The organism is Amycolatopsis sp. NPDC059027 (assembly GCF_042739735.1).
Lineage (GTDB): Bacteria > Actinomycetota > Actinomycetes > Mycobacteriales > Pseudonocardiaceae > Amycolatopsis.
Genome location: NZ_JBHYIK010000050.1, coordinates 41,149 through 53,581, shown reverse-complemented (window position 1 = coordinate 53,581; position 12,433 = coordinate 41,149). Strand labels below are relative to the sequence as shown.

The window sequence follows — 12,433 nt, the reverse complement described above, 5'->3', positions numbered from 1 at the left end:
GCCGGGTTCCGCAACCGCTGTCGATCACCACAATCGCCCCATGACGGGTTGCCGACCACCGGTAACCGGACAGCCGATACCGGAAAGTCGCCAACCTGAGCGGCTACCTGCCGCCGGCGCGCAGATCGGCCTGGTAGCGCCCGGGAGTCTGGCCGACGATGGCGGTGAACGCCTCGATGAAGCTCGTGGGGTTGGACCAGCCGCACGCGATCGCGGTGTCGGTGACGGACCGGCCGTCGGTGAGCTGGACCAGGGCGTGGTGGATGCGCAGGATGGTGCGCCAGTGGTGGAAACTCATCCCGAGCTCGGTGTGGAACAGCCTGCTCAGCGTGCGCGCGCTCGCGCCCGCGGTCCGGCCAAGCTCGGCCAGTGTCGCGGCCGTGGCGGGATCGGCGCGCAGCAGATCGGTGACGGCACGCAGCCGGTCGTCGCGCGGCTCCGGCAGGTGCACGGACTGGTCGGGGGCCTCGACGAGTTCGTCGAGCACCACCGCGCGCAGCCGTTCACGGGCGCCGGGACGGGTCTCCCGCCGATCGGTCAGCGCCAGCAGGACCTCGCGCAGCAACGGACTCACCGCGAACACGCTGGGATGCGCCACGAGATCCCCGCAAACGTCGGCGGGGATGACGACGAGACGAGCGTCGGTCCTGCCGTAGAAGCGGTGGGAGTGCACGAAGCCCGGCGGCGTCCACGTCACCCGGCTGGCCGGCGCGACCCAGCTCCCCCGCTCCGTCGTGGTGGCCACGACCCCGGATGCCGCGTACACCAGCTGCCCGTCGGTGTGGGAGTGGGGGTCCATGTGGAAGCCGTGGTCGAGCCAGCCGCTGCCGTGCGACACCTTCGCCGGGAACGTCGAAGGCGGCTTCGCGGCTTGGCGAGGTTCCGGCATCGGCAGCCACATTACCGCCGAGACGGCCACGCCACGGGCTCAGGGCAGCGTCGCCAGCGCCGCGCTCAGCGCCTCCTCCGAGAGGTCGTTGTCGGTCATCTCCCCCGCCAGATACGCGCCATACGCCGGGAGGTCCAGGTGCGCGTGCCCGCACAGCGCGGTCAGTATCACCTTCTCCTCCCCGGTTTCCTTGCACCGCAACGCTTCCCGCACGCAGGCCGCCAGGGCGTGCGTCGGCTCCGGCGCCGGGATGATGCCCTCGGCGCGCGCGAACCGCACCCCCGCGGCGAAACACTCCCGCTGCCCGATCGCGACCGCCTCGAACAGGCCCAGCTCGTAGATGTGGGACAGCAGCGGCGCCATCCCGTGGTAGCGCAGCCCACCGGCGTGGATCGGGTCCGGGATGAACTCGTGGCCCAGCGTGTGCATCTTCAGCAACGGCGTCAGCCCCGCGGTGTCACCGAAGTCGTACGCGTAGGTCCCGCGCGTCAGCGACGGGCACGCCGCCGGTTCGACCGCGCGGATCACCGGGTCCATCCGCCCGGCCAGTTTCTCCCGCAGGAACGGGAAAGCGAGCCCGCCGAAGTTCGAGCCGCCGCCGGTGCAGCCGACGATCAGGTCCGGCGTGTCCCCTGCCAGCTCGAACTGCCGCAGCGCCTCCTCGCCAATGACCGTCTGGTGCAGCAGGACGTGGTTGAGCACGCTGCCCAGCGCGTACCGTGCCGCGGGATCCGCCGCCGCCTGCTCCACCGCTTCGCTGATCGCGATCCCCAGGCTGCCGGTCGAGTGCGGATCGGCCGCCAGGATCGCCTTTCCGGACGCGGTCAGCTCCGACGGGCTCGGGTGCACCGTCGCGCCGAACGTCTCCATCATCAGCTTGCGATACGGCTTCTGGTCGTAGGACGCGCGCACCTGCCAGACCTCGCAGTCCAGCCCGAACTGCGCGCACGCGAACGCCAGCGCGCTGCCCCACTGGCCGGCCCCGGTCTCGGTGGTCAGCCGCGTGACCCCCTCGGCCGCGTTGTAGAACGCCTGCGGCACGGCGGTGTTCGGCTTGTGCGAACCGACCGGGCTGACACCCTCGTACTTGTAGTAGATGCGCGCGGGAGTGCCCAGCGCCTTCTCCAGCCGCCGCGCGCGGAACAACGGCGAAGGCCGCCACAGCCGGTAGACGTCCAGGACTTCTTCCGGGATCTCGACATACGACTCGCCGGACACCTCCTGGGCGATGAGCGCCTGCGGGAACAGCGGCGCCAGATCCTCCGGCCCGATCGGCTCGCGGGTGCCCGGATGCAGCGGCGGCGGTGGCGGCTCGGGCAGATCGGGGACGACGTTGTACCACCGGGTGGGGAGATCGGCCTCGTCCAGGGTGTACTTCGTGCGTCCGGACATCACGCCTCCTAGGTCGGCGAACCGACCATAGGACGGCCTCGCCACCGATGCCAGCCGTGGCCGCATGGGCATACTTGTCCGGTGGCGGACACGCGCAACGAGGTGAGCGGGGTGGTGGTCGGCACCGTCGTGCAGGCCAGGACCGTCACGTTCGCCGGTCAGGCGCATCCGGCGGGGCCGGTGTGGATGGTGCCGGAGCCTGCCAGGGAACTCGTCGAGCGGGCCGAGGCCGCCGAGCGGCTGACCGCGTCCATACTGGCCGGTGACGCCACCATCGGCGTCGTCGCCGGAGGCGGTTTCGGCAAGACGACCCTGGTCGCGCAGGTCTGTCGCCGGGTGCGGGACGCGTTCCCCGGCGGCGTGTTGTGGGTGACGCTGGGCGAGCAGGTGCCGGATCCCGTGCTGGCGGACAAGATCAACGACCTCAGCGAGCTGCTGAGCGGGAGCCGCCCCACGCTCGTCGACCCGGCGGCCGCCGCACACCGGCTGGCCGGACTGCTCGGTGACCGCGAGCGGACGCTGCTGGTGGTCGACGACGTGTGGACGGCCGGCGGGCTGTCCCCGTTCCTCCTGGCCGGTGTCCAGATCGTGGCGACGACCCGATCCCGTGGCACCCTGCCCGCGACCGTGCGGGCCGTGACCGTGGAACCGTTGAGCCCGGGCGAAAGCCGGTCGCTGCTGGCCCTCGGCCTGCCCGGGCTGACCAGGACCGAGCGGCTGCTCCGGCTCACCGGCCGGTGGGCACTTTTGCTCGCGCTGGTCAACGCCGCCCTCCGGCAGGCCGTCGCCGAGGGCACGGCCCCGGACGCGGCAGCGGACCTGGTGGCCGGACAGCTCTCGCTCGACGGTCCCGGCAGCCTCGACCTCGACAGCGCCGACCGCAGGGACCACGCCGTCCGCGCGACCGTCGAGGCGAGTATCCGGCGCCTGGATCCGGTGGGGCGCACCCGGTTCCTGGAGCTGGGAGTGTTCCCCGAGGACGTCGACGTTCCCGTGGCGGTGGTGCATCTCCTGTGGCGCGCGGCCGGGCTGGCACCAGCGGCGTGCCGTCGGCTGACCCGGCAGCTCGTCGACCTGTCGCTGGCCGAGGTCCGCGACGAAACGATGCGGCTGCACGACGTGCTGCGCACCTACCTGCGCCAGACGCTCGGTCAGGACGAGCTGGCCGACGTCAGCGGCAGACTGGCCGACGCACTGCGCGCGGAGGCGCCGGCCGACTGGGCCACGGCCAGGCCGTACACCCTCAGGCACCTGGCGGGGCACGCGGCCGACGCGGGCAGGCTCGACCCACTGCTGACCGACGCGGGGTTCCTGCTCGCCGCAGAGCAGTCCGGGCTCCTGCCCTGCCTGTCTCAGGCGAAGAGCGAGCAGGCCCGGACGGCTGCCCTCGCCTATCAGCGGGCCGCGCACCACCTGCGCGACCAGCCCCCGGGAGAACGGCCCGCCTACCTGGAACTCACGGCACGTCAGACCGGTGCGGCCACCCTCACCGAAGCGGCGGGCAGGCTCGCCGTGAACTCGCCGTGGCGATGCACCTGGACCGACTGGCACACCGAGCCGCCGCACCACATCCTGACCCGGCACAACGCCAAGGTCATCGACGTCGCGCCGGTCCCGTTCGCCGACGGCCGGGTGCTGGTGTTCAGCCTCGACGTCGGCCACCACGTCCGGATCGTCGAGGCGCACAGCAACCAGCGTGCCGACTCGCCGTGGCCACTGCCGGAACTGGTGGAGGCGCTGGCATGCGTCCCGCTCACCGGCGGCGGTCACGTCTTCCTGGCCGGCACCATGACCGGGGAGATCCGGGCCTGGGACGTCGACAGCGGAGAACCCGTGAGCTGGGAGCTGCCGCCGCTCCCCGTCGATCCTGTCGAAACCGTCGATCCATGGGACGCGTCGGCGGCACACGAACGCTCCGAGGATCTCCCGGCGGCGCCGGAGCCGTCCGAGCCCGACGATCCCGAGCCGGGGACGGAGGACTACGTCGAAGACCTGCTCGCGCTCGAACCGGCCGGACCGGACATCGATTGGTACGCCTGCTGGAACGACTACCGCGAGGACATCCTGCCCGGGGTGCACCGGATCCTGTGGACCCCGGCGCCCGGCGGGCCGGTGGTCGCGATCGTGCGTGCGCACCGGCTGGTCCATCTGGTCGCGTCGACGGTGTCCTATCAGGACGTCTCGGTGTGGGCGATCGACACCGCGACGGGCCGCAGGATCCGCACGCCGTGGCCCGGAACGGCGGACCGGTTCGCGCTCGACCTACAGTCCACTTCGGACAGAGGAGACCATCGGGCGACGGTGTCGGGAGCGGGCTGGACACATTCCTGGGACGTGATCAGCGGGAAAGTGCTGGAGGACGACCGCGGGTGCTCCGCGCGATCCTCGGTCGCCACCTGGCTTCCGGACGGGAGCGAGGTCAGCTGCTACGGCGGTGGCAGCATGTGGATCACCGCCACCCCGGACGACCGCGTGGGCACCCTCGTGCACGCGCATTCGGGCCCGATCCAGGCCGTGGCGACGACCACGCTGCCCGACGGCCGCGTCGTGGTCGTGACCGGCGGGTTCGACGACCGCACGGTGCGGCTGTGGGACGTGCGCGAGCTGGTCGGCGGAGAGCCGGCCACACCTACCGGCGTCGGGCACCTGGCGGTCGCCGGCGGGCTCCTGGTGACCGGGCACGCGGGCCCGGTCCTGCGGGTGTGGTCGGAGGGACGGCCGGTTCGCGAAGTGGTGCTGGACGCGCGGCCGACGGCACTGATCGCGGCGCCGGACGACCGGGACGGCCCGCGGGTGGTGTGCGACACCGCCCAGGGACCACCAACGCTGGTCGATCCGGCCACCGGGGAGCGCACCGCCTGCCCGGCGGCCGTCACGGGCCGGGCACTCGCCTGCACCAGCACGGACGGGCAACGGGTGCTGCTCACCGACGACGAGGGCACCGTCCGCGCCTGGGACCTGGCCGACGGCGCCCAGCTCTGGCAGCTGCCGTCGCGGGAACCGACGGCCATGAGCACTTCCGACGGGCACTTCGTCGTCAACGACGGCGCCACCGGCCGCCTGAGCATCCACGACCCGAGGACCGGGCAGCCGGGCCCGTCGATCACCTTCTGGCCGGGAAGGTCGATCATGGTCGGCGTGCTGCCGGGCACGGACGTGACCGGGGACGAGCCGCTCGTGGTGTTCCACGACGCCTTCCTGCACGCCTGGGCGCCGGGGGCGAAGAAGCACCTGGCGGCGAAGTCGTTGCATGACAAGGTGTACGACACCACCTTCCGGCGGCGGCCGAACCACGGCGGCGCCATCATCGCCAACGACACCGCGCTTCTGCGGCTCTCCGGCGGCGTGGCCGCCGCCGCCCTCGGCGGCCGCGTCCTGCGGCTCGCCCGCCTCGTTCCCACCCCGGAACCGAAACGATCGGAGCGGCTCGCCCACCCCTGCGAGTGGGAAATCCTGTGCGACGTCGATCTCGACACCGAGGTGACGGCACTGGCCGTCGATCACGACGGCACCCTCGTGGTCGGCACCGCACGCGGCATCGCGCGACTCCGCCTGGCGAACGTGCGACCGGAATCCCGCCCTGCCGGGTAGCCCGGCGACCAGCCCCGAAGAGTCCATTGTGGACTCCGATAGCGCCTCGACTCGGCCGCGTACCGGGCCGGAGCCATCGGGACGCGAAGGGACTTCCGCTTGTGGCAATTGCCGCTTCCGGAAGCCCGCTGGGGTTTGGCCACCCGCCACGGCTTGTTACGTTCGGTCACAGCGCGCGCTGTCCAACCCATGCGACCCAGGGAGAGGTGAGCGGAATGAAGGAGTACGAGACCCCGACGCTGACGGAGGCCGGCGAGTTCGAAGAGGTCACCGGACTGCTGCAGTTCCACGGCAACGACCGGCTGATCCTCAGCAAGAACTGAGTACGCCGAACGTCGATGCCTGAGGCATTGGGCATGCTGGGTCACGGCGAGGAGTACTTCGCGGTCTTTCCCGACCACGAGGCGGGCCTTGCCGTGGCCCCGCGGTTTCGCGCGCAGGGGTCCCGGACGCTGCCCCACGTCTCGGGACGGCCGTGGCTGACCGGCCGGTGGCGCGACGGCGGGATCGTCGCCGTCCGAGCAGGGGAAACGCTGCTGGCGGTGATCGGCTGCTGCCCGGTCACGGCAGACGAACTGACAGCCGAGGCCGGGCGCGTCCGTGATCCCGCCCAGCTCGATGCCCTGGCCCGTAAGCTCCCGGGCAGCTTCCACCTGGTCGCCGCCGTGCGCGGCCGGTGCCGGGTCCAGGGCACCGCGTCCGGTCTGCGGCTGGTCCATCACGCGAAAATCGGCGGAATCGCGGTCGCCGCGGACCGCGCCGACATTCTCGCCGAGGTCACCGGGGCGGACCTCGACGAGCAGACCGTGTCGGTGCGGCTGCTCTTCCCCGTGCCGCATCCCTTGCTGCACAAGCCTTTGTGGCACGGCATCGACGGCGTGCGCCCCGGGGACGCACTGGTGCTCGAACCCGACGGCCACACGAGGACGGCGACCTGGTGGCGGCCACCGCGCCCGGTCCGCGGCCTCGCCGAGGGCGCACCGCTGGTCAGGGAAGCACTCACCGCCGCGGTGGACGCCCGTACCCGGGGCGGCGGGACTGTCGCGTGTGATCTGTCCGGTGGCCTGGATTCGACGTCGGTGACCTTCCTCGCCGCGCGCGGCGACGCTCGCGTGATCGCGAGTACCTGGCCGGGCATCGACCCCGCGGACGACGACCTCGGCTGGGCGAAGCGGGCGGCCGCTCATCTGCCCGAGGTCGAGCACCTGGTGTGGGACGCGGGGAAATCGCCGCTGGTCTACGAGAAGCTGCTGGAAATCGACGACCCGCTCGACGAGCCCAGCATCGGCATGATGGACAGGGCGCGGCTGCTCAGCGATCTGGAACCGCTGGCGGCCAAGGGAAGCCGGGTCCGGCTCACCGGCATCGGCGGGGACCACGTCGCCTGGTGTTCCGAGGCGCACTACCACACGGTGCTCCGGCGGCGGCCGCTGTTCGCGCTCCGGCAGCTGCGGGGTTTCCGTGCCCTGTTCACCTGGCCGTTCGGGGACATGGTGCGGGCGCTCGCCGATTCGCGGTCGTACCGCAGGTGGCTCGCCGACACCGCGGACGACCTGTCCGCGCCGAAGACCGCGCCGGTGACCGCGGCGCTGGGCTGGGGCTGCCCGCCGCGGCTGTTCGACTGGGTGACCCCGGAGGCGAGACAGCTCGCCGCGGCGGCCATCCGCGAGGCGGCGAGGTCGGCGGAACCGCTCGGCGCCACCCGAGGGGAACACACCGACCTCGACCAGATCCGGGCCTGCTCGCGGATCATCCGGCAGTGGGAGCAGATGAGCGCGCGGGCCGGGCTGCCGATCCAGTCGCCGTATCTCGACGACCGGGTGATCGAGGCGTGCCTGGCGATCAGGCCGGCGGACCGGGTGACGCCGTGGGCCTACAAACCGGTGCTGACCGAGGCGATGCGGGGCGTGGTGCCCGCCGAATGTCTCACCAGGACCAGCAAGGCGCAGGCCTCGATGGACGCGGCGGCCGGGCTCCGGGAGAACCGGGGCGATCTGGCCCGGCTCTGGGACGACCCGCTGCTGGCGCGGCTCGGTCTCGTCGACCGGGATCGCTTGCGCGCCTTGGCTTCCCGCCCGGACACGCCGGGACTGCGCGAGGCCGTCCTCTACTCGACCATCGGCTGCGAGGTCTGGCTGCGCACCCTTTCGAAGTAGTCCCGATTTTCCAGGAGGAGAGATGGGCCTCACGTTACGCGCCGAAGTGTCCGTTGTGGACACCGACTACGGAAGTGTGCTGCTCGACGAGCGCGCGGGCCGGTATTTCCAGCTCAACCCGACCGGAAAGCTCGTGGTCGGCGCGTTGCTCGAAGGCCGGAGCGCCGAGCAGGCCGCCGAGGCGCTCGCCGGCGAGTACCGCGTGTCGAAGGAGCAGGCGGAGCGGGACGTGACGGCGCTGGTGGCGGGCCTGCGTTCGGCAGGGCTGGTGACACCGTGACCACGCCGAGCGCGCTCGGCCGCCCGCTGCCCGTCCCGCTCGGGCGCCGGTCTTCCGCCCGCCTCGCGGTCGTGCTGGCCAAGCTGATCGCGAAGCTGCCACCCCGGCGGATCAAGGCCCTGTTGCGCGTGCTCCGTCGTGGCGCCCGCCCGGCCTCGTACGAGCAGGCGAAGTCCGCGCGGGACGCCGTCCTCGCGGTCAGCCTGACCTGCCGGGGCCCGCAGGGCTGCCTGCCGAGGTCGCTCGCCGCCGCCGTCCTGTGCCGGTTCGGCGGTACCTGGCCGACGTGGTGCGCCGGCGTCCGGGTGAAGCCGCCGTTCGGCGCCCACGCCTGGATCGAGGCCGAAGACAGGCTCGTCGACGAAGGCGCGCCGTCCGGGTATTTCGGGCGGCTCCTCGCCGTCGGGCCGCCCGAATGACCGCTCGCGCCGGTTTCCGCGATCTGCTGCGGCTGACGGCGGGGCACCGGCGGGTACTGGCCTTCGCCATCGCGCTCACCGTCGCCGCCTCCGGTCTCGGCATGGTGCAGCCGTTGCTCGTCAGGAACGCCGTCGACACGGTCGGCACGCGGCCGCTGCCGTGGTGGCTGATCGCCGGGATCACCGCGCTCTTCCTGACTCAGGCCACAGTGGACGGTCTCGGCTTGTTCCTGCTGGAACGCTCGGGCGAGGGAGTCGTGCTCGGGGTCCGGCGCCGGCTGATCGCACGGCTGTTGCGGCTGCGGATGCGGGAATACGAGGACCACCGCCTCGGTGACCTCATCGCGAGGCTCAGCGTCGATACCACCGTACTGCGCGACGTCGTTTCCACGGCGTCCGTGCACCTCGTCTCCGGCGGGCTGACGGGAATCGGCACGGTGGTGCTCATGCTGCTGCTCGACCCCGTGTTGTTCCTGATCGTCGCCGCGACGGTGGCGGTGGCGGCCGTCATCGTGGTGTCGTTGCTCAGCAGGCTCCGCACCGCGGGCGAGCAGACGCAGCGCGGTGTCGGCGAGATGACCGCCGATCTCGAGCGCGCGCTGGGCGCGATCCGGACGGTCCGGGCGAGCAGGGCCGAAACCCGGGAGGAACGGCGGATCGCCGGGCGGGCCGAGTCGGCTTACGCCGCGGGCGTGCGCGCGGCCAGGCTGACCTCGGTGATGACCCCGGCCGTCGAACTGGCCATCCGTGGTTCGCTGCTGCTCGTGCTGCTGATCGGCGGGACGAGGGTGGCGGCGGACGCCACCTCGCTCGGGAACCTGGTGGCGTTCCTGCTGTACGCCACTTATCTGGTGGTCCCCCTCGTCTCGCTGTTGCAGGGCATCGGGCTGATCCAGCGGGGAATGGGCGCGATGCAGCGCGTGCACGAGGTGGCGGCGATTCCCGTCGAAAACGACGCCGGAGTCCGTGCTCCCGCGCCTCGCGCACCACACACCCCCGTCCTGGAATTCCGCGATGTCCGGTTCTCCTACGCCACGCGGCCGGTGCTGAACGGAGTGTCGTTCACCGTCGGCGCACGAGCGAATATCGCACTGGTGGGTAAGTCCGGCGCGGGCAAGTCGACAATTTTCTCACTGGTCGAGCGTTTTCACGAACCACTTTCCGGAAGCGTCCTGTTGAATGGTGTCGATGTCACACGCCTGCACCGCGACCACTGCCGTTCGCGTATCGCGCTGGTGGATCAGAACGCGCCGATCCTGCACGGAACGTTGCGTGAGAATCTGACCTACGCGGCACCGGAGGCCGGCGACGCGGCGCTCGCCCGGGTTCTCGAACTGGTCTGCCTCACGGAGCTGGTCGACCGGTTGCCGGACGGGCTTGTCAGCCAGGTGGGTGAACGCGGCACCATGCTCTCGGGGGGCGAGCGACAGCGCGTCGCCATCGCACGCGCCCTCCTCACCCAGCCCGACCTGCTCTTACTCGACGAGCCGACGGCACACCTCGACGCGATCAACGAGCTGGCGCTGACCGAGGCTCTCGCACGGGTCGCCGGTGAATGCGCGCTGGTCGTCATCGCGCACCGGCTGTCCACCGTGCGCGGCGCCGACCACGTCATCGTGCTCGACGAGGGCAGGGTGGACAGCCACGGCAGCCATGCGGAACTCGTCGAAACCAGCGAACTTTACCGTCGGCTCATCACCAGTCAATTCGTCGAAGATCGCTTCGCCACGATGGCCCGATCGTCGGTATCCCATCCCCTGGATGGCCCTGGCGAACCGTCCGCGCACTGCTAAGAATTGATTCCGTTCCTCGTTCGCTGCGCTGTTCTGATGGGCCCGGTGGTAGTCGAATGTCGTTCAACCAGCTGACCGATGGCCAATGGGTCCGCCGAATGGAATTCGTCGAGATCCTGCACGACCGGACCGCGGTGCTGAGAAGAATCTGTCAACTGGCCGAAATGGCGAAATTCGTGCACGGGGTTTTGTGCGGGGCGTGGGCGGACAAGTGCGATCCCGCGCTCCTCGAATGCCCCGCGGCGGGCAGCGGGCGACGCCGGCTGCTGGTCGACCCGAGACTCGTCGGCCTGGACCGGCTGCGCGGCCAGGCGTCCGGCCGGAGCACGGAGGTCAGGGTCCACGACGGCACGCTGCGGCACATGCTGATCTTCGGCACCCGGTTCGCGGTGCTGCCGCTCGACGAAGGCGATCTGGACGCCGGCGCCCTCGTGCTCCACACCCCGATCGCCGTCCTGTGCAACCAGCTGTTCGACCTGCTGTGGGCGAATTCCCGGCCACTCGACAGCGGCTTGCCCGCACGCGCCGGACTGTCCGTGCGCCAGCTCGGCGTCGCGGAGCTCCTGGTCGAGGGCGCGACGGATCACCAGGTGGCGAACCGGCTCGGGCTGAGCAGCCGCACGGTACGCACCGTGGTCGCGGAGCTGCAGCACCGCTTCGGCACGACGTCACGGATGGCGCTCGGGTTCCGGCTCGGCGCACAGGGCGTGCGCGGCACCGCGTCGGGGGCCGCCGCCGGTTGCGGGCCTCGATCGCTTCCCGGGTCGCCGGGGTGATCCGGGCCGGCGCCGCCGGAACCCCTCCCACTCAGTGTCCTTTTCGGACGTCCGTTATGGACCTGCCGACGCTCAGTCGGCGGTTTCGAGCAGGATCTTCTGGGCACCGTCCTGCTTCTTCTGGAAGATTTCGTACGCCTTCGGCGCGTCCTCGAGGGGGAGCTTGTGCGTCGCGAACCCTTCCACGCCCAGCGGATCGTCGTCACCGGTGAGCAGCGGCAGGAGTTCGCCGGCCCAGTGTCGGACGTTCGCCTGTCCCCTACGCAGGTCGCTCGCCCACCGCGCCGACGAACTCGACCACATCACCACGGTCATCGAAACGCGGGACGGTGTGCAGGCCAGGGAGCTGACCTTCGCGCACACCGAGGCGGCACGGGAACTCGTCGTCGCGCGCCCGCCTGTCGAGGGCTGACGCTTCCGGGACGGGCTACACGCCGTGCTGCCGCCGCACCATCTCGGCGATCCAGACGGGCGCGAACGGCGACGTGCAGTTCGGCGGCGTCGGATAGTCCTTGAGCACCTCCAGGCGCTCGCCGATGTCGATCGCCCTGGCGCGGTGCCCGGCGTGCCCGATCCCGATCTGGGCCAGGCAGCTGTTCATCGCCCACTGCAGACGACCCGGGGCGTCCTTCAGCTCCGCCTCGATGACGTCGAGCAGTCCCGCGAGGTCGAGCCCCTCGGGCTGTTTCACCACGCGTTCGGTGGTCAGCGCCCATCCCGCGCTCGCGACGACCGGATCCGGATCGGCGGACCAGGCCAGGCGCAGCTCTTCGGCGTGCGGGCTCTTCTTCACCACGTAGTTCACGAGCCAGTCGTGCACCTTGGGGACGCATGCCTCGCGCACCATGCCGTCCAACTCGGCACGCTCGAACGCCTTCGGGCGGCAGATCAGCGTCGCCAGCAGGCGCGCCGCGGCGTCACCGGTCCCCCACAACTCGCGGGCGAGTTCCTGCCGCGTTTTCAGCCGCTTCGCGAGGGCGCGCAGCTTGCCGAGGTTCACCCCGTGCTCGTCACCGTGTTTCTCGTTCACCTCGCGGATCTTCGGGTCCTCGAGCGCGGCCAGCTCGGCCAGCACCTCGGCCACCGTCGTGTCGGTCACTCGGCCTCCTGTCCATCCCCGTGCGGGCCCCAGCCTAC

The 12,433-nt window shown here is 71.3% G+C and carries 10 protein-coding genes and 1 pseudogene; 7 read left to right on the top strand and 4 right to left on the bottom strand.

Translation table 11 applies throughout. The features are described from left to right. Positions 1-103 precede the first annotated feature (103 nt). Complete coding sequence (locus tag ACFWY9_RS30220) at positions 104-889, bottom strand: helix-turn-helix domain-containing protein (RefSeq protein ID WP_378340469.1); 786 nt, start codon at positions 887-889, stop codon at positions 104-106. A gap of 39 nt (positions 890-928) precedes the next feature. Continuing rightward, the gene (locus ACFWY9_RS30215; protein ID WP_378340468.1) at positions 929-2,281 is read right to left on the bottom strand and encodes a TrpB-like pyridoxal phosphate-dependent enzyme; all 1,353 of its coding nucleotides are present in this window, start codon (positions 2,279-2,281) and stop codon (positions 929-931) included. 81 nt (positions 2,282-2,362) lie between these two features. Between ACFWY9_RS30215 and ACFWY9_RS30210 the strand changes: the two genes are divergently transcribed. From ACFWY9_RS30210 to ACFWY9_RS30180, 7 genes are all read left to right on the top strand, one after another. Further along, positions 2,363-5,872 (top strand): NB-ARC domain-containing protein, encoded by a 3,510-nt coding sequence (locus ACFWY9_RS30210; RefSeq protein ID WP_378340467.1) that lies wholly within the window; start codon positions 2,363-2,365, stop codon positions 5,870-5,872. Between the two features lie 215 nt (positions 5,873-6,087). Then, positions 6,088-6,195 (top strand): keywimysin-related RiPP, encoded by a 108-nt coding sequence (locus tag ACFWY9_RS30205; protein WP_378328187.1) that lies wholly within the window; start codon positions 6,088-6,090, stop codon positions 6,193-6,195. A 15-nt stretch (positions 6,196-6,210) separates the two neighbouring features. Further along, positions 6,211-8,028: a lasso peptide isopeptide bond-forming cyclase gene (locus tag ACFWY9_RS30200; protein ID WP_378340466.1), complete on the top strand. Its 1,818-nt coding sequence runs from the start codon at positions 6,211-6,213 to the stop codon at positions 8,026-8,028. 22 nt (positions 8,029-8,050) lie between these two features. Next, positions 8,051-8,308 carry a lasso peptide biosynthesis PqqD family chaperone gene (locus ACFWY9_RS30195; RefSeq protein WP_378328189.1) on the top strand — a complete coding sequence of 86 codons (258 nt, stop codon included), beginning with the start codon at positions 8,051-8,053 and terminating at the stop codon, positions 8,306-8,308. Continuing rightward, positions 8,305-8,727 carry a lasso peptide biosynthesis B2 protein gene (locus ACFWY9_RS30190; RefSeq protein WP_378340465.1) on the top strand — a complete coding sequence of 141 codons (423 nt, stop codon included), beginning with the start codon at positions 8,305-8,307 and terminating at the stop codon, positions 8,725-8,727. Before ACFWY9_RS30195 ends, ACFWY9_RS30190 begins: the two co-directional genes overlap by 4 nt. Next, positions 8,724-10,520 (top strand): ABC transporter ATP-binding protein, encoded by a 1,797-nt coding sequence (locus ACFWY9_RS30185; protein ID WP_378328191.1) that lies wholly within the window; start codon positions 8,724-8,726, stop codon positions 10,518-10,520. The genes ACFWY9_RS30190 and ACFWY9_RS30185 overlap by 4 nt, the downstream gene beginning before the upstream one ends. Before the next feature lie 56 nt (positions 10,521-10,576). Continuing rightward, positions 10,577-11,296: a LuxR C-terminal-related transcriptional regulator gene (locus ACFWY9_RS30180; protein ID WP_378340464.1), complete on the top strand. Its 720-nt coding sequence runs from the start codon at positions 10,577-10,579 to the stop codon at positions 11,294-11,296. 72 nt (positions 11,297-11,368) lie between these two features. Here ACFWY9_RS30180 and ACFWY9_RS30175 read toward each other — a convergent pair. Next, positions 11,369-11,563 (bottom strand): annotated as a pseudogene (locus ACFWY9_RS30175) (glutathione-dependent formaldehyde dehydrogenase); the annotation flags it as partial. Between the two features lie 160 nt (positions 11,564-11,723). After that, complete coding sequence (locus ACFWY9_RS30170; protein ID WP_378328193.1) at positions 11,724-12,395, bottom strand: DNA alkylation repair protein; 672 nt, start codon at positions 12,393-12,395, stop codon at positions 11,724-11,726. Positions 12,396-12,433 lie beyond the last annotated feature (38 nt).

Excerpts from the sequence above, each read along its gene's own strand:
- ACFWY9_RS30220 (WP_378340469.1), bottom strand. The coding sequence starts at position 889 with ATGCCGGAACCTCGCCAAGCCGCGAAGCCGCCTTCGACGTTCCCGGCG.
- ACFWY9_RS30215 (WP_378340468.1), bottom strand. The coding sequence starts at position 2,281 with ATGTCCGGACGCACGAAGTACACCCTGGACGAGGCCGATCTCCCCACC.
- ACFWY9_RS30205 (WP_378328187.1), top strand. The coding sequence starts at position 6,088 with ATGAAGGAGTACGAGACCCCGACGCTGACGGAGGCCGGCGAGTTCGAA.
- ACFWY9_RS30200 (WP_378340466.1), top strand. The coding sequence starts at position 6,211 with ATGCCTGAGGCATTGGGCATGCTGGGTCACGGCGAGGAGTACTTCGCG.
- ACFWY9_RS30195 (WP_378328189.1), top strand. The coding sequence starts at position 8,051 with ATGGGCCTCACGTTACGCGCCGAAGTGTCCGTTGTGGACACCGACTAC.
- ACFWY9_RS30185 (WP_378328191.1), top strand. The coding sequence starts at position 8,724 with ATGACCGCTCGCGCCGGTTTCCGCGATCTGCTGCGGCTGACGGCGGGG.
- ACFWY9_RS30180 (WP_378340464.1), top strand. The coding sequence starts at position 10,577 with ATGTCGTTCAACCAGCTGACCGATGGCCAATGGGTCCGCCGAATGGAA.